We start from the raw sequence: 18096 nt of genomic DNA on the forward strand, positions 1-18096 counted from the left end.
TTCTAGTACGAAGAAATAACCTTTATATCAATTATCAATATTCTAGCTATTACTATATTTATAGACCTTTACTAAAGCGAAGTAATTGGACGGAGCTTTTGTGTTCTACTCATCCTATTTTCAAAGTCAGCAGAGTTTTTATTTTAAAGTTTAATTTCACTGTGGAGCGGGTAATTACTTATATATAGAAGCAAAAAAGCAAATGACTTTGCTGGAAAGTCACTTGCTTTTGATTAGCTATTATTGTGCAACACGGCGAACGTGGCCAGAAAATGTTGAGCTCCAGTAGCCACTCATACTCGCAACAGCAACGCCAGTTGAGCTTTGAGCACCGATAAACTTATTGTTTCCTAGGTAAATACCTACATGTCCATTGGTTTTATATGTGTTAAAGAAAACTAAGTCACCTGGTTTTGCTTCACTCATGGATACTTTTGTACCTACTGAAGATAAACCAGAAGTGCTCGCAGGTAAGCTTATACCAGCTTGTCTAAACGCCCAGCTTACAAATCCAGAACAATCAAATCGTCCATTTGCAATATCTGATGCAGTTCTTCCACCGCCAAATACATATACAGAGTTACCGATATAACGATTACCTACAGTCATTGCTGTCTGTAATGCTCCACTACTTGCTGAGACAGGAGCTGATGAGCTACTTGCATATTGTTGGATAGCACCATTGTTACTAGAGCCATTTGATCTTGAAGAAGATGAATTATTTGCCATTTGTTCTTCTGCTTCTTTTAAAGCTTTCTCTTTATTTGCTAAAACTTGATCTTCTATTTTCAAATCTTCTAGAACATCACTGTTTTCTTCTTCCTTCTTACTTAATTCTTCTTTTAATTCTTCGTTCTTTTCTTTCTGAGCAACGATTTGTTTTTGCATTTCTTCATATTCTGTTTTCATCGATTGTAAATCTTCCAATTTATTGTCGAGTTCTACTTTGCTTTTTTCTACTTCTAGTTTATCCTGTTCCTGACTCTCTAAAAGATCTTGATCTGCTTGTGTAATTTTATGTACTAAAGAAACTCGATCAATGAAATCTACGAAACTAGTAGCACCAAAAACGACCTCTATATAACTGGAAGATCCACCATTTTCTTGAAGCGAAGAGATTCTTTCTTTTAATATATCGTTTCTTCGATCAATATTTTTTTGAATTTCGGCAACCCTTTTTTCTAATTTCTCTACTTCAGCTTCCACTGACTGCATTTCTTCTTCCGTTTCTGCTATTACTTCTTCGTTTGCTTCGATCGCTTCTTCATAGCGAATGATATCTTCATTCAACTCTACTAATTCTTCTTTAATTTTATTTAATTCTTCTTCCTTTATATCAATATCAGATTGTATTTCGGAACGCTGTGCTTGTATCTCCTCTTCCGTTTCAGCACTTACTGATTGTACAAAGAACAAACTAGACATGACCGTTACAGCTACTACAGAATTTTTGACTAAACCTTTTATCTCTGGCACTCGTTTCCCCTTCTTTCAAACAAATTTTGATACTTCAGACATTTCTCTATGTAATAGAAAACCTATATTCGTAAAAGTTTTCATGTTGTATATCTTTAGAACCAGACTCATTGTAACATAGAAAGATTTCAACAATGTTATATGAATGTTACAAAAACATTTCAATATTATGAATTCTTATGTTAGAAACTGTCGGATAATAGAATGATAGATTTAAGAAAACCAGGAAGGTCTTTTTTGTAGTAATTTTGAAATGGATAATAGCTTTAAAACCGCTACGGCTTGCCCACTTCGCTTTTACCCATATGGCAGTGTATCCTATACCAAGGAGCGTTTTTCCTTCAGCTAACTTTTGTAAAGAAGTTAGCTGAAGGAAAAACGCCATGGAAAGGGAAGTGGTCAGCCGAAGCGATTGATTCATATACACTATATTTCAAAATGGCTACATTGAAAATGCGGTGATACCGCGGATTATATGATCTCTTTACTTATTAAAAAAGCGAGCCGTGAAATACGGCTCGCTTTTTACTAAAAATCGGATAATGTCTGATTTTTGTTATACAATTTTTTCTTCTGTACCTTATCAAATGCTTTGATAGCTGGCATCATTAGGGCCACTGCTAGCAAACTCAAACTAAAAAATAAAGCTAATCCTTGAAATTGCCACAGTATAAAGATAATTCCAAATGACCCAAGACACATTATTAATGTAGGCATCGGATTTAGTATCATGATAAAAAAAGCACTTTTAATAATTTGAAAGAATTTCATTTCAAAATATACATAAACCGGAAATATATATAATGCTGTTAATGCGAATAGAATACTGATGAATATAAAAGGAATCGTAAATAACATGATATAGTCATTTTGCACTAATGTTATAAATAAAAAATCCAAATATAAAATGTAAGCTATTCCAACCATTAAATATCCCAGTAAATTACTCTGTAATAATGATTGATTAAACGCCTTCCAAAACGTTTTAAAAATAGCAACATCTGGATAACCTGTCATCCACTTTCGAGCAACTGTAAATGTCGCAGCAGTTGCAGGAAATAAGCCAAATACAATTAATCCTAAAATAGTGAAGCCTAACCATAATAAATTCAAATATGCTATTTTAGTTATCCACTCAAATGCTTTATTTAATGCACTCATGCTACTATACCCTCCAATACGTGTAGAGAGGTAATAGTTAGAAAATAACGATTACCTCTTTAAATTCATCCTTTTAATCCACTGGTACTTATACCTTCTACTACATAACGTTGGAAAATAAAGAAGATAATAAAGACAGGTACTAATGATACAACTGACATTGCAAACATTGCACCCCAGTTGGAGACAGTTTCATTACTTAAGAACATATTTAATGCCATTGAAACCGTGTATTTAGATGGACTGTTTAAATATAAAACCGGTCCAAGTAAGTTATCCCATGTCCAATAAAATGTAAAAATAGCTGTAGTCGCTAATGCTGGTACAATTAATGGAAGAATAATTCGATAATAGATCCCAAATATATTGGATCCATCTATAATCGCTGCTTCATCCAATTCTCTTGGGATTGTTCGAATAAATTGAACAAGTAAAAAGATAAAAAATGGATGTCCGAAGTATGCCGGTACAACTAATGGCTTTAGTGAGTTTAGCCATTCTAATTGGGCAAAAATAATATATTGCGGGATCATTACTACTTCATATGGAAGCATTAATGTCATGATCATAATGGCAAACCAAAAATTACGTCCAGCGAAATTAAGTCGTGCAAAACCAAAAGCAATTAATGAACAGGAAATTAAATGGCCAATCAAAACTAATACGACAAATATAGCTGTATTAGTAATAAATGTTCCGAATCCATAATCACCGAAACCTTCCCACCCTTGGGCATAGTTGGAGAAAACAAATGGATCAGGAATTAATTGATCAGCCGTAACAAATATTCGCTCACTTAATTTGAATGAGCTCATCACTAACCAAAATACTGGATACAATAACAGAATGGCAAACCCACCAACGATCACATGATAAATAAGTCTTTTGAGATTTTTTGGCTGCATCGGCTATTTGCCTCCTTCTGATTCATAGTGAACCCAATATTTTGATGATAAGAAGATTAATGAAGTTAAAATCGCAATAATAATCAACATTACCCATGCCATTGCGGAGGCATATCCCATATGGAAAAATTCAAAACCTTGCTTGAATAAATAGAGTGAGTACAACAATGTTCCGTCCAATGGACCACCAGTACCTTTTGAGATAATAAAGGCTGGCACGAATGTCATGAATGCTGCTATCGTTTGCATGATCGCATTAAATAGAATAACTGGGCTTAACATCGGAATAGTAATATTAAAGAACTTTTGAAAGAAACTAGCTCCATCTACACTAGCTGCTTCATAATAACTTTGTGGTATCGATTTAAGACCTGCCAAGAAAATTAACATGGACGAACCAAATTGCCAAACAGATAAAAAGATTAACATCCATAATGCTGCTGTCGGATTCCCAAACCATCTTACCGGATCAATACCCATCGATAATAAAGCAATGTTAACAATTCCATCATCTCCAAAAATGTTCCGCCACATAATAGCTACCGCTACACTACCTCCAATTAAAGATGGTAAGTAATATAAAGTACGGTATAGTCCAACCGCTCGTGAGGCTGTGTTTAATAACATTGCTACCACAAGTGCAAATATAAGTCGAAGAGGTACACCTACAAAAACATAGATAAACGTGATTTTTAAAGAATGTAAATATCTCGGATCAGATGTAAACATTTCCTTAAAGTTATCTAGCCCTATCCACCGTGGTGCATTAAAGAGGTCGTAACTTGTAAACGAAAAATAAAAGGAAGCAATTATCGGAATAATTGTGAAAGCTAAGAACCCAATAATAAAAGGTCCAATAAAGATATATCCCCAAAGGTTTTGTTTCATATTTGTCTGCATTTTTCCAGTGACTCCCTTCCCATTAAAGAGTGATTGAAAAACAATAGCTGACCACTTAAGGATCAGCTAATGCCTTTTATCATGGTGTAACTGTCCATCCCCCTCACAGGGTGCAAAAAGAAGCTAAGTAAGGAGGCCGCGGACGTTAACTACATGATAAATTTTCGTCATCGATCAGTAGGAGTTTTCGACCTGCTGATCGAAGTCTCGTTTTATATTGACGACAATTAGTTTCCTAATATACTTCCTGCTTGTGTTCTAAAATGTTCAGCAGCATCCTCAGGTGTAATTTCACCATAAGCGATTTGTTCTGAGAGATTACTCAATAATTCAATAATTTCGCCTGCACCAGCCGGATCTGCAGCACCCATTTCTGTACTATTCTCTTCTACCCATTCGACGTATTCAAATACTTCTGCCTGGGAAGCTGAAACTTCTTCTTTTAATGCTTCTTTTACAACAGAAGAAACTGGAACACCACGATCACCTAGAATTAATTTATTCGCTTCCACATCGTTAACAAAGTAGCTGATAAATTTAGCTGCTTCTTCTTTCGCTTCCGAATTTTCTGAAACGGAGAAGAACATACTAGGCTTTAAGAACAATCCATCTGCCACATTTGGTCCGGGCATAGGTGCCATTTCGAATTCATGTTCAGAAATATCTTCTAACCCAACAAACTGGTTAGACCATTGGAAGATACCAATACCTTCACCTTTTACAGTTGGATCATCTTCTGGACCAGCTAATTGAGCCAGATAATCTGGAGTAGGCGTAGCTTCTGTTTCTACTTGCTCCTGAACCATGGAGAAGAAGTCGACAAATAACTGATCATCTTTATAACCTAAACCGCTTCCATCTTCAGCATATAAACGTTTTCCATTTTGACGTAAGTAATAGTTGAAAAATACATCTGCTTGGAAACCAGTATCGAAAAACACGCCTGCATCCACTGCTTTTTGAGACATTTCTTGATAATCTTCCCATGTCCAATTTTCTGGAATTTCATCAATTCCTGCTTCGGCTAATAATTCTGGATTATAATGAAAACCTACCGCATTAACACCTAAGTTAAATCCATAAATTCCGTCTCCCACGGTACCACCGTTAACAACATCTTCTGATATGTTTTCAACATCAATCTGATTACCTAAGAATGGATTCAAATCTGCTAATTGTCCATTATCGGCATATTGTGATAAATAAGATAAGTCCATTGCTAGAATATCAGGTAATTCATTTGCTGCAGCCTGAGGAGCTAGCTTTTGCCAATAATCATCCCAACTAGCGTATTCCGGTTCGATCGTAACACCAGGATTTGCTTCTTCATACATTTCGATTACTTCCAGTGTATAATCATGACGTGGTTGTGAACCCCACCATGCAATTCTTAAGGTGACATCTCCTCCACCCGAATCTGCTTCAGAATCTGAATCTGTATTTTCATCTGTTGTTTCTTCAGTTGTATCTGTCTCTGTGTCTCCACCTGCTTCTTCTGATCCTTCATCGCCACCGCAAGCAGCTAACCAAAGAATCATCATCAAACCTAACAGTACTAACAAAGATTTTTTCATTTCTTTCCCTCCCCTTTTTATTCGCTGTAAGCGATTACAGTAATATCATATCAGATTTATTCACGATAGCATGATAGAAAAATCAGTGGTAAATGTTTAAAAAAAAGAGGAATTGAAACCGTTTTATTCAGAATCATTTGTTTTCATTATCTCGGAAGGAGTAAAACCCTTCATCCTTTTAAACAGTTGGCTAAAATACTGAGGGTTATTACCAAAACCTAACCTTTCCGCTAATTCGAATACTTTAATATCTTGCTCAGACTCAATTATTTCAACAGCTCTATTGATTCTGGCATTTGTCACATATGAAGAGAAACGATGACCAGTTTCTTTTTTAAAGGTTTTACCTAAGTAATCTGCATTCATATATAAACAATTATTTGCTAACCATTGCAATGATAATTCTGGATTTTCAATTTCCTCGTTAATGCACTCTAACATTTGACTAATAACCTTCGGATACTTTTTAGGGTGTTCCACTTGATCTACCATTCTACTAAATAAGTCTTTAAAGAAAGTAATAAATTCTGTAATATGTTGAAAATCTTCTAATTTTCCAATCGCTTGTATACGATCTTCTGTCGAATACCTGGAATGTTTACTCATTAACAATAAATAAATTTGAATAAAATAACCCCTTGTCGTTTTGGGACTTATCTTATCCACTTCCAATTGATTAACAAACATTTTTACATAGTTCAAAGCTTCGGCTTGTTGATTTTTTTTCAAATAATACAATAGTTTATCTAGATCCATTTCGATATCAGCGTTTAAATTCTCATAAAAGGACATCCAATTTTTATAGTTAACAACACTATAAGCAGGAAGATAAAATAATTGCTGAATGATATCTTCTAATTTCGGAACATTTTTTAAAGTATCTTTCGTATAACACTCAGTAGATACAACACTATAACCATTTTTAAATGCAGAAGAATACGCATCTAAAAAATCATACACCTCTTTTTCTGAAATTGTTTTTGGCATCATGATAAGAATTTTATTTTCGATAAAAGTTGTAATAACTTCCGATTCATCCCATCGGATTTTAATCGATTCCACTACTTCCGTAATTTGATCGTATGAAACGATTCCATCCATATCAATATACCAGAAGTAAAAGGTTTCTGAAGCATATACTTGTTCTATCAGACTTTTCATTTTCTTGTCTGTAGCGTCTGTTAACTGTTGATACAGAAAAAATTGCCTAACGATTTCCTCTTGCTCGGATAAACTGTTTTTCGTGACTTCTTCTTCCATTACCTTCATATATGTTAGTGCTTTTTCCTCTTCTTGCTTTTCTTTAACCACTTCTTTTAATGCTTCTGCAATATTATTTTCGTTACACGGCTTTAACAAATAATGCTTGACACCATAACGCATTGCTTGCCTCGCATATTCAAATTCATTGTATCCAGATAAAAATATCCATTTTATATCTGGATATTCTGTTTTCGCTTTTTTTACTAATTCGATTCCATCTAACCCTGGCATGGTTATATCTGTGATAACAATGTCAGTTTCGTTTTCGGAAATAAAATCATACGCTTCCATTCCGTTCATGGCTTTTCCAATTAACTCCGTTTGGTGGCTAGACCAATCGACAATCACCGATATACCGTCTAGAATCATTCGTTCATCATCTACTAACAATACTTTGTACATAGGCTTGTTTCTCCTCCTTTGGCAGCATGATGGAAACTTTTGTACCTTTACCGATCACACTATCCACCTTCAACCCATACTCTTCACCAAATAACAACTTAATTCTTTCATTAATATTTCGTAACCCGATACCTGTTCCTTTTGGTTGATATTCTCCAGTTTCAATTTGCTCTAGAAATGCTTTTTGCATGCCTGGTCCATTATCCTCAACATGAATAATAAAGAATCCTTTTTCTTCCATAACAGATAGTTGAATTTTACAAACTCCTATCATTTCCTGCAGCCCATAGCGGATAGCATTCTCTACTAATGGTTGAATAATAAACTTTGGAACTTGCTCAGATAAATAGGAATCTGGTATATCTTTACTAAACTCTAATCTTTCTTCAAATCGATAACTTTGAATGGTTATGTAGTGCTCTGCTATCGATAACTCTTCTTCTAAGGAAATTAATGTGTCCTTCATATTAATGGAGGCACGCAATACATATCCTAAAGATTCCGCCATTTGAGATATTTTCTTTTCTCCCACTATTTTTGCGGACCAATTGATCGACTCAAGTGTATTATAAAGAAAATGTGGATTGACTTGTGCCTGTAGTGTTTTAAATTCTGATTCTTTAATTAATAATTGCTTTTTATAATTTTCTCCGATTAGATAATTGATTTGATTCATCATCTTTTTGAAGTTTTCATGCATTTGCCCTGCTTCATCCCTGGTTAACTCGGTTTCCATTCCAACATCATAATAGTCGAGGTCACCTGTCTGCACTTTTTTCATTTTCTTATTGAGGCTTTCAATTGGATTTATAATCGTACCTGTAAATTTTGTTCCTAAAAAAATCATAAGCAAAAACAATCCAAAATACGTTAGAAAAACAGCTGTTCTTGCTTTCGTTATTACAGTAAACAAATTACTGTAAGGAGTTAAAATCATATAAGTCCAATCCAAATGATTTGCTTCAGAATAAGTAAGAAAATAGCGTTCTCCTTTATATTTGATAATTTGATAACCTTGTTCATTTTTGTTCATATATTCTGATGGATTAATCGAATCGATGCGATGTTCATTGGCAAATACAGTGTTGTCATTCTTATCAAATATTAGAAAATCCGTTTCCTGTTCTTCTAAATTGTTTGTCAGTTCATTCATGATTTCATGAATATCAACACGTACACCTACCGTACCCAGTCTATCAAAGGAGAATTCCAAATACTCTCTTATATCCCTGACCGCCATTACAGTTTGGTCATTGCCTGAAGGTGAGACCCAGTTGACTCCTCCTTCTTCTTCTCTTGCCACTTCCTTCATTGTTTGTAATCTTTCTTTTGACATATTCAACATGAAATTACCACTGGCATATTCTTTATCAAATACATCGTATACCTGGATTGATTGCACATATTTGTTTAGTGCACCTATATGTAATAATCTTTTTCTTAATTCATTTCCAATCATGAATTTATCATAGCTTGAATCGGTACTGCTTAGCTCTTGAAGATAAGATTGAACATAGGAATCCGTCGAAATCTGATAAGATAATCGTTCCATTTTTTTTAATTCTGCTTCAACCGAATTGGTAGATACCTGTAATGCTTGAGCAGATTGACGATATATTTCTTTATTATATAAATTAAAGGCATATTGTAAAATCGATAAACCCCCAATACTAAAAGCGAGTAAAACCAACGAAGTTAGGATTACCATTTTATACTTCAGACGCAAATTCAAATAATATTCACGGATTTTTCGAAACATAATCTCACCTCGCTTTTTAATGTTAACGCTTCCAATTAAGTGCACTATTATTATATGGGTAAATAATAATAGCGTCAATTCTATGAACTATTCTTACATTAATCACCAGGATTTACTATATAAAAACCGAAAGCAAATAAAAAGATAGCTCCCATAATACTTATCAAAATATAAGCAATCAATTCTTTCCATTTTTTATCATTGAATAATTGGACAGATTCTACGCTAAAAGTAGAAAAAGTTGTGAATGCTCCAAAAAAACCGATCACTAGTCCTAAATAAATCGGATCTGAATAATCTCCACTATGGTATTCTCCATAATAAAAACTGAAAAATGTACCTAAACCGAACGATCCCAGTAGGTTAACAACAAGCATCGCAACTGGAAATTGTGGTTGTTTGTTTCTTTTCATCAGTAACACACCGAATAAATAACGACTAACAGCACCAATTGCTCCACCAATGATAAGTAGTGAAATATTCATTTTGCATTCACCTCTTTTCGTTGATTATTTATTTTTGCAGCGAAGCGGGTACCAATTAAATAACCGCAAAACGCGAGCAATATACCACCTAATACAGATCCAATAACATATGTGAATACTTCTATGAATGAAAATGTGGCAAATAAGCTCAATGTATCTGCTGCGAATGTTGACATTGTGGTAAAACCACCGCACAGTCCAACCCCTAAGCCTACTTTCAGCCATTCTTTCCGAATGAGAACAATAAACCAAGCTGTTAAAAATCCTAATAAAAAACTCCCAATAAGGTTTTCTAAAATCGTTCCGATCGGATACACTGAATTGCTTGTTAGAATATTCAGACTGTAACGACCATATGTACCAATAGCTCCACCTATCGCGACCGCTAGTATGTTTTTCCAATGGTTATTCATTAATAAAGCCGCCTTTCTTGGAATGTACCCTCTATCTATATACTTTACATCTTTTCACCTGTATTAGTAAGAGCTTCAGTTAAAAGAATTAGCTTTTGATTAAAATAAAAATTTTTGAGGATATGGTAAAATCACTCACCTTATCTAAAAATTTCTAAATATTACTTGACAGGAATATTCCTGTAATGGAATAATGTAATTAACAACAAGATGTAACATGAAAATAATTATACGACCATTATCGAGTCTATATTCACTGTTAACTAATGGTTAGTAATCTTATCATGAAGTTAACGACCGTCTTCTCTTAGCATTTTTGTAATACTGTGAGAGACAATGAAGGTTTGTTAACATTTGATAAGTAAAAATACGGAGGTGGTATTTTTCAACAGCTTGAATAACAAACCTAAAAAAATATACCAGACAGGAGATTATACAACATGAACGTACAAACATTTCGTGCACTTTCAGAACCCAATCGGCTTGCAATTGTCGAGCTTTTGCTTGAAGAGTCTCTTCCAGTAGGAAAAATTGCTGATAAACTAGATTTAAATCAGCCGCAAACATCTAAGCACCTTCGTGCATTAAGTGAAGCAGGACTCGTTGAAATGCAACCAATAGCAAATCGTCGCATTTATAAGTTAAAGCCAGAACCACTTCAAGAGTTAGACAAGTGGCTTGAATCCTATCGTCAAACATGGGACTCACGGATGGATCGATTGGACGATTATCTTGATGTTTTACAAGGAAAAAAACCACTAAATTAATAATTAAAAATAAGATTAGCAATTGCATAGTTAATACAATTATACAAGCATCACGAAAATCACACTTATAACTTTTTGTATATATAAAGGATGGAGGAATGACAATGTCAATTAATGAATTAAACTCTAGAGTTGAGAACGATAAGGTACTAGTACTGGAACGTACCTTCGATGCTCCGCGTGATCTCGTTTTTCTAATGTTTAAAGAACCGGAACATCTTAAGCATTGGTGGGGGCCTAATGGATGGGAACTTCCCGTTTGCACAATAAATTTCCGACCGGGTGGTTCATGGCATTACTGTATGGAATGTATGGATCGAAACCAAGGAGATTTTTTCGGAATGGTATCCTGTGGAAAAGCTATATATAAGGATATTATCGAGCCAAAAATGATTATTTATACCGATTACTTTTCTGATGGTGATGGGCATATCGATGAAACGATGCCGTCATCAGATATAACGTTAGAATTCATCGATTTGGGTGAGTCGACAAAGCTTATTAATCGAGCAGAATATGTATCTTCTGATGAGTTGAACAAAGTTATGGATATGGGCATGCTAGAGGGTATTACAGAAACTTGGAACCGTCTGCAGGAGCGTCTGAACGAAGTAAAATAAACTGAATCTTTAATCAGGAGGAGATTTTTTATGAGTGAACAAAAAATCATTCCGCACTTATGGTTTAATAATGAAGCAAAAGAAGCTGCACAATTTTATACATCTATTTTCCCCGAGTCTAAAATCACGAGTGTTACGACTATACATGATACACCGTCAGGAGATAGTGATTCTATTTCTTTTAATCTGGCAGGTCATTCATTTATGGCTATAAATGGTGGACCACATTTTCAATTCAATCCGTCAATTTCTTTTTTTATTAATTTTGATCCCTCTAAAGATAAGAATGCTAAGGAAAATCTAGTCAAGCTTTGGGATAAATTATCTGAAGGTGGTACACCACTTATGCCTCTTCAGGAGTATCCATTCAGCAAACAATACGGATGGATTCAAGATAAGTTTGGTCTGACATGGCAGTTGATTCTTACAAATCCAGATGGAGAAGACCGCCCATTTATTATACCTTCTTTAATGTTTGTTCAGGAGGTAAACGGTAAAGCAGAAGAAGCTAGTGATTTTTATCTATCCGTCTTTTATGATACAAGACGTGGTGAGGTCGTCCGTTATCCCTCAGGGATGGAGCCAGATAAAGAAGGTAATGTAATGTTTACAGATTTTATGCTTGAAAAACAATGGCTAGCTGCAATGGACAGTGCTCAAACCCATGACTTTCAATTTAATGAAGCTGTTTCACTTTTAGTTCAGTGTGATAACCAAGAAGAGATTGATTACTACTGGGAAAAGCTTTCCTCGGATCCGAACGCTGAACAATGTGGCTGGTTGAAGGATAAATATGGAGTCTCTTGGCAAGTTTGGCCAAAAGTTATGGGAGAAATGATGGCTAATGGTACAAGTGAACAAATGGAGCGAATAACTAAAGCTTTTCTACAGATGAAAAAATTTGATATTGAGAAATTAGAAGAAGCCTATCGAGATAAGTCAAAATAAAACTTTTATAAATTTAATTCTTTGTGAAAGCTAATAATAAGAAGTGGGTCTATGCTTTCTAAACAATTTGTATAAACCTTACTTCTTTGTAGAAATATACATTGGTTGTCTTATTTTTACTTATTATTCATTAGTTGGAGGTAAAATGATGGAGGTTCCAAAAGCTGCTTATTTAGCTTGCAGACTATTACGAACGGGAAAATCTTAAATAAAAAGAACTATAAACCTGATAAATATAAAAATTCATATATCTTAAGTATTAAAAAGAAAGTGGATGTTTTCTATACATTAACCGCTATTTTACCCTACCTTCGTATCGAACAAAAAAGAAAAAGAGCCGAATGGATTCTAAAATATTATGATATTGTTACAGTAAGAAATGGAAAATACTCAAAAGAGAAATTAATTAAAAAAATGGAATTTGAAAATAACTTTTTTACACTTAATTAATAAGCGAATAAAAATCAAAGATCATTATTTTCTTTAAAGCACAATAAAAAACCACCAATTATGTATTGGTGGAGACGGTGGGACGTGCTATTCCATGCTTTCGTCATGGCACTGACTATATCTTGAACCTGTTTAATGCTAACAGGTTCTTCGGCGTATTATGCAAAATGCAGATTTACTTTCGTATGCTCGAAAGTAGTATTTTACATCTTAGTACTACCTAAAAGGTAGCCTATAAGTCGATACACGGCTGTTGGATCACTCCACACACCGCTCGGTATTGCCTTATTACCAAAAAGGTAACGTAGGTTTCACCGATAAAGCCGAATTTTCACTTATGTGTTACCACATAAGGCGACTAATTACTAATCGAACCCACGTCCAAGGATATCGGCACTCAGGCGTCTACACGCATAGTTGGTATATTAGTTGTTCGCTAGCTCTTCTGCCTACCAACAGGCGTCCGAGTAGCTAGTCTGATTAGACTCTTCTACAAATCCACAGACGGAGGATCGTAGCGTAGCCCACTAATAAGTGAGACCCTTCGATCTATCACATGGGCGATGATAGGAAGGATCCTTTAGGCAGTGCTTACGCAGCTGCTAAAGAGTAATTGTTTTCTTTGCCAGTTATTATTGGCGATAACGTTTTACGAGTCGTAACCTCGACGCGCAACCTGAGCTCGACCTACCCCTGTCGAATCCGGAACGTCCCCATATAAATATAGGGCATACGGACAAAAGCATTCAAGCTTACTTTATTCAATTATAGATGTCCTGCCGATGTCTCTATTATAACACATTGGAAACAGATTTCAAGGTAATGAAACTGGTAAATACTAGTTCAATCGATCTTTGATAGCTCGATCCATATCTCGTTTCGCTTGCTTCTGTTTTAAATCTTCTCGTTTATCAAATTTCTTTTTACCTTTACCAAGTCCAATTAATACTTTTGCAAAACCATTCTTAATATACACTTTTAAAGGAATAATTGAATAACCTGCCTGTTTACTCTCACCAATTAATTTATCAATTTGCTTTCGATGTAATAGCAATTTTCGGGCTCGAGTTGGCTCATGGTTAAAACGGTTTCCCTGTTCATAAGTCGAAATATGCATATTATTAATATATGCTTCCCCTTGCTTAATGGTAGCGAAACTATCTTTTAGATTAACCCGTCCTGCTCTAATAGATTTAATCTCTGTACCTTGTAAAACTAGCCCTGCTTCATATGTTTCTTCTATAAAATAATCATGATTTGCTTTTTTGTTTTGTGCTATGACCCTGCTTTGATTTTTCGCCATATCCGTTCCTCCTATTGTTACCGTGACACTTATTTTAACAAAAAAAAGAGAAACGTGCTAATCCTTATCTGTGCGTAGAGAAATAAAAGTAGAAAGGCTAAAAAAGCTTTTCTACTTTTTCTTTTTCTTTCTACCACCGTTTTTCTTCTTCTTGCCACCTGCTTTTTGTGATTTTTTTGCTGTCTTTTTTAATTTATTGTTATCCCGCTTCGTTTCGATAACTTTACCTTTCGTATGAGGACGGTTCTTTCTAGGTTTCATCCCTAGTATTTCAAAATCAACCGCTCTTTCGTCCAAATTGACTTGAGCTACTTTTACCGTAATTGCATCGCCTACCTGGAAGACATTACCGGTACGTTCACCGATCATAGCATAAGCCTTTTCATCAAAATGGTAATAGTCATCAGTCAGATAACTTACATGAACAAGACCTTCAACTGTATTAGGGAGTTCTACGAATAAACCAAAATTGGTAACAGAACTTATGACACCTTCATACTCTTCACCTATCTTATCCTGCATGTACTCCGCTTTTTTCAAGTCATCCACTTCACGCTCTGCATCTACTGCTGCACGTTCTTTTAAAGAAGCTTGTTTAGCGATATCTGGCATACGGTCTTTCCAATGGTTACGCGTTTTCGCATCTAATTTTTTTTCAACTAAATAGGTGCGAATTAAGCGATGAACCGTTAAGTCAGGATACCTTCTAATTGGTGATGTAAAGTGGGTATAAAATTCTGTTGCCAATCCGAAGTGGCCAACCCCTTGTGGATCGTATTTCGCTTGTTTCATCGAACGTAACATAAGCTTGGAAATAATCATTTCCTCTTCAGCTCCAGATACTTCATCCAATACATTTTGTAATGCTTGTGGATGTATCTCATTTGAAGAGCCTTTAACGACATATCCGAACCTTGCGATAAATTCAAAAAAGGTTTGTAATTTTGATGGATCTGGGTCCTCATGAATTCGGTGGATAAATGGTACATCCATCCAATGAAAATGCTCCGCAATCGTCTCATTTGCACATAACATGAATTCTTCAATTAAACGTTCACCGACGGAACGTTCCCGGATCACTACATCATTTGCTTTACCTTCGTCATCTACAAGTACTTGTGCTTCTTTAAAATCGAAATCAATCGCACCACGGCCAAAACGCTTACCGCGTAATATTTCTGCAAGCTTCTCCATATCCTGAAACATAGGTACTAACGATGAATATCTTTCCATTGTTTCTTGATCTTTATCAGCTAGTATTTGGTTTACTGCTTTATAAGTCATTCGCTCTGTTGTATTAATTACCGCCTGAAAAATGTCATGGTTTACAACTTCACCCTTAGGAGTAATTTCCATATCACAACCAAGTACAAGACGGTCCACCTGGGGATTTAATGAACAGATTCCATTCGATAAGCGATGCGGAATCATTGGAATGACACGATCAACCAAATAAACGCTTGTTCCACGTTCATAGGCTTCACGATCAATTGGTGAACCTTCCTTCACATAATGTGTAACATCTGCAATATAAACACCTAGTTTATAATTGCCATTTTCTATTTTTTTCACAGTAACTGCATCATCTAAATCTTTTGCGTCTGCACCATCAATTGTTACGATCACTTCGTCTCGAAGGTCTCGACGATCTTTTATTTCTTCTTCTGTTATTTCCTCGGAAATACTCTCTGCTTGTTCTAGAACTTCTTGAGGAAAATCAATTGCAATACCGTTTTTATAAATGATCGATAAAATATCCATACCTGGATCATTTTTATGACCAAGAATGTTAATTACTCTACCTTCCGCACTCATTCTACCTTCTGGAAATTTAGTGATCTCAACAATCACTTTATGTCCACTTACTGCTCCCTTAGCTTCTCCCTTTGGAACAAAAATGTCATTGGGAATTCGTTTATCATCAGCAATTACAAATCCGAATGCTCCATTATCCTCATAAGTACCGATAATTTCTTTCATATTCCGCTCGATGATTCTGACAACGACACCTTCTGCACGTTTCCCATCATCATCACGGTGATCAACACGAACGAAAACTTTATCACCATTCATCGCTGACGATAAATCCGCATGGTTAAGATATACATCTTCCATTGTCTCATCGTCAGGTAATAAAAAGGCAAATCCTTTTGCATGCATTTGGATCGTGCCTCGTATTAGATTCATCTTCTCAGGTAATCCATAACGATTTTTTCGTGTTCGAATTAGCTCTCCATGTTCTTCTAGTTCATTTAGCGTTTTAATTAATTCTGTAAATTGGTCTGCATCCTCTAACTCAAGAACATCCTCAAGTTCTTGCACAGACAGTGGCTTTGTAGCATTTTCTTTAAAATAATCTATAATTTGTTGTTGTAAATTTGCCATATTACGCTTCACCTCTTTCTTATTTTTTAGTATGGCTATTACCAATCAAGTGATGCGAGGAATTCTTCAACATCTTGATGTAATTGGTCTTTATCTTTACTAAATGTAATGGCATGTCCTGCATTTTCATACCATTTAATATGCTTATTATCTGATTCTACATTCTCATAAATATAATTCGCACTTTTTGGATTAATCATTTGATCGTGAGTTGCTTGTGCGACAAATGTCGGGGTATAAAGCATATCGACATTTTCTTTCACTCTCGTGATCGACTTTTCAATTTGTTGAAACAATTCTTTAGAATTCGTCAAAAGGTTGTCTACTTCCTCTTTGATAGTTTCTTCATCTTTTTTTTCTAATTGCTTGTATTCTTTCGCGAATTGTCTAAATCCAATTGTTAATTGTTCTTCATTATCAAAGAACATTGGAGAACACATCGTTACTACGCCTTGGAGAGGATTATTGCAAGCAAGTCGCAAGCCTAGAACTCCCCCTAATGATAAGCCTGCAACCGCAATTTTTTGATAACCCTTTTCTTGTAAATGCTGATAGGCTTCTAGTACGTCTTCCCACCATTGTTCAGCGGTCGCCTCAACTAATTCTTCTGGTGATGTGCCATGTCCGCGATAAATCGGTGCATAGCATGTATAACCTAAACTGTTTAAATGTCTCCCTAACATTCTGACATCTGCCGAGTGTCCAGTGAAGCCATGTAATAGTAATACCGCACGTTCGTCTCCTTCAAACATAAATGGTTGAGGTTGTTTCATTTTCATGATGGTCACTCCTTTCGTATCTAGTAAATATTTCTAAGTTTACTACACATTTAATTACTTTACTAAAGAAAAACATCCTCTGCATTAGTGCTGAGGATGTTTTAATTGATGCTATTATATTGTCCTATTTCTGGATTATAATAAATACGCAATCGCAAATGTTAGAACAAACAGTAACACACCAGTTACGATCGTTCCACGATGCAATACAGCATCGACACCTTTTGCTTTTTGTTTACCGAATAATTGTTCTGCTCCACCTGAAATTGCTCCAGATAGTCCTGCGCTTTTTCCTGATTGTAATAATACAAATACAATTAATACGATGGCATCAATAATTAATAAAGTCATTGCAACGGTTAACATGTTGCAAACCCCCCTTAGACGTACAAATACATATTAACAATGTAGCAAAAAGTATCATAAATAGCAAGAAGTTTTTCTAAATCGATCACCATCATCATGGTATGATATATTTAAGTAGAGATCAAGACCAACTCAATCTA

Annotated in this window: 16 protein-coding genes and 1 other RNA gene; 3 read left to right on the forward strand and 14 right to left on the reverse strand. The window is 35.1% G+C overall.

The annotated features are described in order from the left end of the window. Nucleotides 1-240: 240 nt before the first annotated feature. From BUC25_RS06600 to BUC25_RS06640, 9 genes are all read right to left on the reverse strand, one after another. Nucleotides 241-1476 (reverse strand): C40 family peptidase, encoded by a 1236-nt coding sequence (locus BUC25_RS06600; protein ID WP_084543396.1) that lies wholly within the window; start codon nucleotides 1474-1476, stop codon nucleotides 241-243. Between the two features lie 528 nt (nucleotides 1477-2004). Further along, nucleotides 2005-2637: a YesL family protein gene (locus BUC25_RS06605; protein ID WP_073200962.1), complete on the reverse strand. Its 633-nt coding sequence runs from the start codon at nucleotides 2635-2637 to the stop codon at nucleotides 2005-2007. A gap of 65 nt (nucleotides 2638-2702) precedes the next feature. Next, entirely contained in the window at nucleotides 2703-3542 is an 840-nt protein-coding gene (locus BUC25_RS06610; RefSeq protein WP_073200964.1) for a carbohydrate ABC transporter permease, read from the reverse strand. Between the two features lie 3 nt (nucleotides 3543-3545). Continuing rightward, a complete protein-coding gene (locus tag BUC25_RS06615) occupies nucleotides 3546-4442 on the reverse strand; it encodes a carbohydrate ABC transporter permease (RefSeq protein WP_073200966.1) in 897 nt (298 codons plus the stop codon). A gap of 227 nt (nucleotides 4443-4669) precedes the next feature. Then, nucleotides 4670-6016 carry an ABC transporter substrate-binding protein gene (locus BUC25_RS06620; RefSeq protein ID WP_073200968.1) on the reverse strand — a complete coding sequence of 449 codons (1347 nt, stop codon included), beginning with the start codon at nucleotides 6014-6016 and terminating at the stop codon, nucleotides 4670-4672. Between the two features lie 123 nt (nucleotides 6017-6139). Continuing rightward, the gene (locus tag BUC25_RS06625; RefSeq protein ID WP_073200970.1) at nucleotides 6140-7681 is read right to left on the reverse strand and encodes a response regulator; all 1542 of its coding nucleotides are present in this window, start codon (nucleotides 7679-7681) and stop codon (nucleotides 6140-6142) included. Then, entirely contained in the window at nucleotides 7656-9440 is a 1785-nt protein-coding gene (locus BUC25_RS06630) for a cache domain-containing sensor histidine kinase (protein ID WP_073200972.1), read from the reverse strand. The genes BUC25_RS06625 and BUC25_RS06630 overlap by 26 nt, the downstream gene beginning before the upstream one ends. A 98-nt stretch (nucleotides 9441-9538) precedes the next feature. Next, nucleotides 9539-9925: a fluoride efflux transporter CrcB gene (gene crcB, locus BUC25_RS06635; protein WP_073200974.1), complete on the reverse strand. Its 387-nt coding sequence runs from the start codon at nucleotides 9923-9925 to the stop codon at nucleotides 9539-9541. Beyond that, nucleotides 9922-10338: a fluoride efflux transporter FluC gene (locus BUC25_RS06640; protein WP_073200976.1), complete on the reverse strand. Its 417-nt coding sequence runs from the start codon at nucleotides 10336-10338 to the stop codon at nucleotides 9922-9924. Before BUC25_RS06640 ends, crcB begins: the two co-directional genes overlap by 4 nt. 440 nt (nucleotides 10339-10778) lie before the next feature. Between BUC25_RS06640 and BUC25_RS06645 the strand changes: the two genes are divergently transcribed. From BUC25_RS06645 to BUC25_RS06655, 3 genes are all read left to right on the forward strand, one after another. After that, complete coding sequence (locus BUC25_RS06645) at nucleotides 10779-11105, forward strand: ArsR/SmtB family transcription factor (protein WP_073200977.1); 327 nt, start codon at nucleotides 10779-10781, stop codon at nucleotides 11103-11105. A 104-nt stretch (nucleotides 11106-11209) separates the two neighbouring features. Beyond that, entirely contained in the window at nucleotides 11210-11725 is a 516-nt protein-coding gene (locus tag BUC25_RS06650) for an SRPBCC family protein (RefSeq protein ID WP_073200979.1), read from the forward strand. Nucleotides 11726-11755: 30 nt separating this feature from the next. Further along, nucleotides 11756-12673, forward strand: coding sequence for a VOC family protein (locus tag BUC25_RS06655; RefSeq protein ID WP_073200981.1), 918 nt, complete (start codon nucleotides 11756-11758; stop codon nucleotides 12671-12673). A gap of 816 nt (nucleotides 12674-13489) precedes the next feature. Here the strand turns inward: BUC25_RS06655 and ssrA are convergent. The 5 genes from ssrA to secG form a co-directional block, all read right to left on the reverse strand. Then, nucleotides 13490-13830, reverse strand: a transfer-messenger RNA (tmRNA) gene (ssrA, locus tag BUC25_RS06665). A 131-nt stretch (nucleotides 13831-13961) separates the two neighbouring features. Beyond that, the gene (gene smpB / locus BUC25_RS06670; protein ID WP_073200985.1) at nucleotides 13962-14426 is read right to left on the reverse strand and encodes an SsrA-binding protein SmpB; all 465 of its coding nucleotides are present in this window, start codon (nucleotides 14424-14426) and stop codon (nucleotides 13962-13964) included. Nucleotides 14427-14537: 111 nt separating this feature from the next. Further along, complete coding sequence (gene rnr, locus BUC25_RS06675) at nucleotides 14538-16811, reverse strand: ribonuclease R (RefSeq protein ID WP_073200987.1); 2274 nt, start codon at nucleotides 16809-16811, stop codon at nucleotides 14538-14540. Between the two features lie 38 nt (nucleotides 16812-16849). Then, on the reverse strand, nucleotides 16850-17590 hold the full coding sequence (locus tag BUC25_RS06680; protein ID WP_073200989.1) for an alpha/beta hydrolase: 741 nt from the start codon (nucleotides 17588-17590) through the stop codon (nucleotides 16850-16852). A gap of 135 nt (nucleotides 17591-17725) precedes the next feature. Further along, the gene (secG, locus tag BUC25_RS06685; RefSeq protein ID WP_058306779.1) at nucleotides 17726-17956 is read right to left on the reverse strand and encodes a preprotein translocase subunit SecG; all 231 of its coding nucleotides are present in this window, start codon (nucleotides 17954-17956) and stop codon (nucleotides 17726-17728) included. Between the last annotated feature and the right edge of the window lie 140 nt (nucleotides 17957-18096).

Source organism: Gracilibacillus kekensis (assembly GCF_900143085.1).
GTDB classification, from domain to species: Bacteria; Bacillota; Bacilli; order Bacillales; family Amphibacillaceae; genus Gracilibacillus; species Gracilibacillus kekensis.